4 protein-coding genes and 1 pseudogene are annotated in these 3,922 nt (G+C 63.0%); 2 read left to right on the top strand and 3 right to left on the bottom strand.

Annotation, left to right across the window (positions count from 1 at the left end):
• Window positions 1–82: 82 nt before the first annotated feature.
• The gene (locus tag EV656_RS16355) at window positions 83–547 is read left to right on the top strand and encodes a transposase (RefSeq protein ID WP_132605846.1); all 465 of its coding nucleotides are present in this window, start codon (window positions 83–85) and stop codon (window positions 545–547) included.
• A 5-nt stretch (window positions 548–552) separates the two neighbouring features.
• Window positions 553–741 carry a hypothetical protein gene (locus EV656_RS16685; protein ID WP_165919036.1) on the top strand — a complete coding sequence of 63 codons (189 nt, stop codon included), beginning with the start codon at window positions 553–555 and terminating at the stop codon, window positions 739–741.
• Between the two features lie 534 nt (window positions 742–1,275).
• Here EV656_RS16685 and EV656_RS16350 read toward each other — a convergent pair.
• The 3 genes and pseudogenes from EV656_RS16350 to EV656_RS16675 form a co-directional block, all read right to left on the bottom strand.
• Window positions 1,276–1,917: a hypothetical protein gene (locus EV656_RS16350; RefSeq protein WP_132605845.1), complete on the bottom strand. Its 642-nt coding sequence runs from the start codon at window positions 1,915–1,917 to the stop codon at window positions 1,276–1,278.
• A gap of 328 nt (window positions 1,918–2,245) precedes the next feature.
• A pseudogene (locus tag EV656_RS16985) lies at window positions 2,246–2,739 on the bottom strand (transposase); the annotation flags it as partial.
• Window positions 2,740–3,201: 462 nt separating this feature from the next.
• Window positions 3,202–3,363 (bottom strand): hypothetical protein, encoded by a 162-nt coding sequence (locus EV656_RS16675; RefSeq protein WP_165919034.1) that lies wholly within the window; start codon window positions 3,361–3,363, stop codon window positions 3,202–3,204.
• Window positions 3,364–3,922 lie beyond the last annotated feature (559 nt).

Genomic DNA, 3,922 nt, shown 5'->3' with positions numbered 1-3,922 from the left:
TGCGAAATTCATCCGTCCTGACTGTGCCCATGGTTCATCTCCTTTGCTGCACATTACGTGATCAAAGGGGCGGCACCAAACCGTGACAGGTCCAGCGGGCAATGTCGGCACCGCAGAGGGTGCTCTCGACGTGATCCTCGACGTGGTCGACCGAGCGCAGGCCAGCCTCTGCGAGGTCGCCATGCTGCGCATCGATGCGGGCTTCCACTCCGCCACCCTGCTGGCGGGGCTGGAGGCGCGCGGGATCAATTATGTCTCCCGGCTGCGCGCCAACCCGGCGCTGGACCGCGAGGCCGCGCCTCACATGAAACGCCCTGTCGAGGGGCGCCCGGCTCCGCCGCGGATGTGGCTGCGCGAACTGCGCTACCAGGCCGAGACCTGGGACCGTGCCCGCCTCGTGATCCTGGTCGTGAAGGAACGCGAGGACGACCTGCTGCTCGACCGCTTCTTCCTCGTCACCTCGCTGACGCTGGCAGAGATGAGCCGGGAGGACATCCTCGAGCATTACCGCGCAAGGGGCACCGCCGAGGGCCATATGGCGAGCTGAAAGACGTGCTGACTCCGGCCCTGTCCTCGACGAACCGGCCGAAATCTCACTCGCGGGGGCGGGGCACGCAAACCGCGACGCCCGGCGTCGATGCCTTCGCGTGCGATGAGGTTCGGCTCCTGATCTCGCTACTCGCCTATGAGCTGATGCACATCGCCCGCCGCGCCATGGCGGCTGCCACCGGCACCGGCTGAAGCCTCCGCCGCCTGCGCGAACGTGTGCTGCGCGCCGGCGCCCGGCTGATCCTGTCCGGCCGCCGTATCACGCTCGCATTGTCTGCCGCCGCCGCACCGTTCTGGGCAGTCCTCTGGCCAAGGCTCGCCGCCCTGCACTGGTTCGCCCCTGAACCGGACCGTCTCCAGCCCGATCTGAACGCCCGCCGTATCCTCCGGCGAAGGAGCCAGCATGGACGACGATTGCAAAGAATACCCGCCCGGGAGTCGAATCGCCACCAGCACACAAGCCAGAGGCGATCTCCCTCCCGCCCAGCCAGGCGCCGGGCCCTCAGGACGCCCTCGACCTGCCCGAACGCAGAACCGTGGCGCCAATGTCAGCCGGTCGGTGCATATCGCGGGGTTATGGTCGTGCCATTCGCGTCATAGACAAACATGGTGCAGCTCCCTAATGCAAAACGCCGCCACCCGGGGCGGCGGCGAATGCGGCCTTTCGGTCATTTGGGCGGCAGTCCGTGCCCCTGACGCGGACTGCCCTTGCCTCGTTCTGGCGGCTCAAGCCTTTTCGTGCATCACCACGTTGGCTTGGGCCATCTGCGGCGCCTGCATGGCAGAGGCGGCGGCCCCGAAATTGGCCTGCCTGGTTTGCATCTGACCACCAGCCCCGATGGGAACACCTTGTTCGATGCTCTTGCGGGCCACTTGCCGCACCAGCGAGTCAGCGATTTTCGTCGCTGCCAGACCGGCCGCCTTGTCGTCCGGGTATTCCGTCGTATCGATATAGTACACTTTTTTATGCACATCGTATACGCCGGCCCAGAACTTCTTGTAGCCGTGGACCATGCGCCGCCCGCCGGGGGGAACCCAACCGGACATCAGCGCCATGGTGATCTCGTCGATCCGGGCTTGTTCGTCTTCGCGTTCCGCCTCGGCGTGTTCATCGGCCGCCGTGGAACGGCCATCGGACGGGCAATTCCAGGCGACGATCGGCTCGTAACCGACCTTCACACCGACCAGGTCCAACTCAAACCGCGGCGGGAAGAGGTTGTCCTGTTCCAGGAACATCGAGCAGTTCGGCGCCTCGTAGTAATGCGCGACCGACATCGGCAATCTGCTGAACGGCGCTTGGATCATGTCATAACCTTCGGCGTCCCAGCCTATCACGTTGCTTTCGATTTTGATCAACTGCGTTGTCATGGCTCTGATCCTTGCCGGCGAGGGACTACTCGCCTGACCACTCCGGCAGCGAAGCTTAAATGCTTGACGCTAGTTTATTTGCACCCACGACGACAGCGTAAACAATCAGGCATGCACCGTCGAAAGAGCATCAGAGGCTCCAAAGGGGGCATTCTCGCCGCAAAAAAACTTTGTGGTTAGTTGTTTCGGATTGTCTGATCAACGCTTTTGGCTACGCCGATCTGGTAGTTTGAACGTTTCGGGGGCCACGAGATGACGGTCGGCGGCCAAATCAGCGCCCTCGGGGCCGCCGTGTGGGCCGTTCGGCGGATTTCGCGCGGACTCGTCCTCATGCCATCAGCCTCCGTCGAACCAGGAAAAGGTTGCCGAGCGCGAACAGGGTGAAGAGCTGGACGCGGTTCTTGGCCAGCCCCCGATACCGGGTCTTTACGCAGCCGAACTGGCGCTTGATTACCCGGAACGGGTGCTCGACCTTGGCCCGGACCGTGGCGAGGATCCGGTTAATCCTCTCGTCCTCGGGGTGGAGCTTGCCCCTCTTCGGCGCCTTGCGCATCACGCCACCGGCGGCGACGAACGCGGCCTCCCTTTCGGCGTTGACATAGCCCTTGTCGGCCCAGACCGAGCTTTCCTCACCATGCAGCACCTCGTCCCAGACCTGGCTGTCATGGACCCTCCATCACCAACTTTCAGCTATATCTCATGGACCCTAGCCGTCGAGGTCTCGAGGCTGTGGGTCACCCCCCTCTCGGCATCGACACCGACATGCGCCTTCATCCCGAAATACCAAGTGCTACCCTTCTTCGTCGACGACATCTCCTCGTCATTGGCCAGCAACAGGTCGACCATGAGCCGGACCACCTCGCGCAGCGTGAAATGCTCCCCCGCGGGCTCGTTCGAGATTCCCGAAAAGTGCCGGACCAGTTCCTCGAACAGGTAGCCCATCTCCAGGTTGAAGACCCGTTCGGGATGCAGGTCGATCTGGCAGAACCGCTCGAAGACCATCCAGAGCGACCCCGCGTTGTCGAGCTTCTTCAGGACCTTGGTCATCTCGAACTTCTCGAGGAAGATGTCCCGGACATTCGGGCTGAAGCCCGCGAGCTAATCGACGAGGTTGGTCCGCAATTCGCCGGCATCCTGCTGGCGCAGGGTTTCGAAGGTGAACCGGCTTTCGTTAGAGATCTGCCCGCCGACATTGGCCGCCGCGCCAAGGATCATCATCCGGGCCGCCTCGTCGGTTTCCTCGGGCAGGGATTCCGCCGTGCCAGCACCGCCTCCTTCGCGGGCTCAAGCAGGCAATCGAAAACGGCTCAGGATCGTGAAGGACAGCACGATCTCGCCGTATTCGGACTGCTTGAAATCCGCGCACAGCCGTTCCGTGATCGACCAGATGAAAGCGGCACTGGTATTGATGGTGTCCTGGCTCAGACAACGCGGCGTGAGCGGCATGCACCGAGCGGGGTCTGCAGCTCATGCGTCACGAGCGGGGTCTGCGGCTCATGCGTCAGGACCTAACACGCGGGCCCTCTGAGGTTATTGAACGACATTTCCTCGCACGCCCGGCCGCTCCGCATTTTCCCGGAAAGCCGCTGTCTCCGCCTACCCCGAAATGGTCGACATCGCCCTCCTCTGCGCCACTGCTTTCGGTGGTGAAAAGCAGTAAATTTAAGGAGTGTAAGTATTTTGAGCCTCCGAAAGGAAAGGGTACGGCATGGCCATGGTCTCAACTCAGGTCGACCCGCAACCGAACCCGAGACGAGCGCCAGCCCTCCGTCTCGTTTCGGCCCCGTCGCCCGGAGGCTCGCCCGGGCGGCGGGAACCTTCTGAGATGGCATGCGGAACGCTGGATCTGCTGCCGGCATACCCTACCCGCATGTTCAGTATCGAATTTCCGACAACACGTCCGGTTCTGGTTGCAATGCGGAGCCGGGGCGATTTTGGCGCCAATATCGGTTGGATGCGGGCAGCGGGGTTGTCGGTCGGGCTGACGGACCAGTTGGGCAGTGCG

Source organism: Rhodovulum adriaticum, from assembly GCF_004345735.1.
Taxonomy (GTDB): Bacteria; Pseudomonadota; Alphaproteobacteria; order Rhodobacterales; family Rhodobacteraceae; genus Rhodovulum; species Rhodovulum adriaticum.
This window is presented reverse-complemented; position numbering and strand designations above follow the sequence as displayed.

What these genes read in the sequence shown, in the direction of transcription:
- EV656_RS16350 (WP_132605845.1), bottom strand. Translation starts at nt 1,917, where the DNA reads ATGACAACGCAGTTGATCAAAATCGAAAGCAACGTGATAGGCTGGGAC.
- EV656_RS16675 (WP_165919034.1), bottom strand. Translation starts at nt 3,363, where the DNA reads ATGCCGCTCACGCCGCGTTGTCTGAGCCAGGACACCATCAATACCAGT.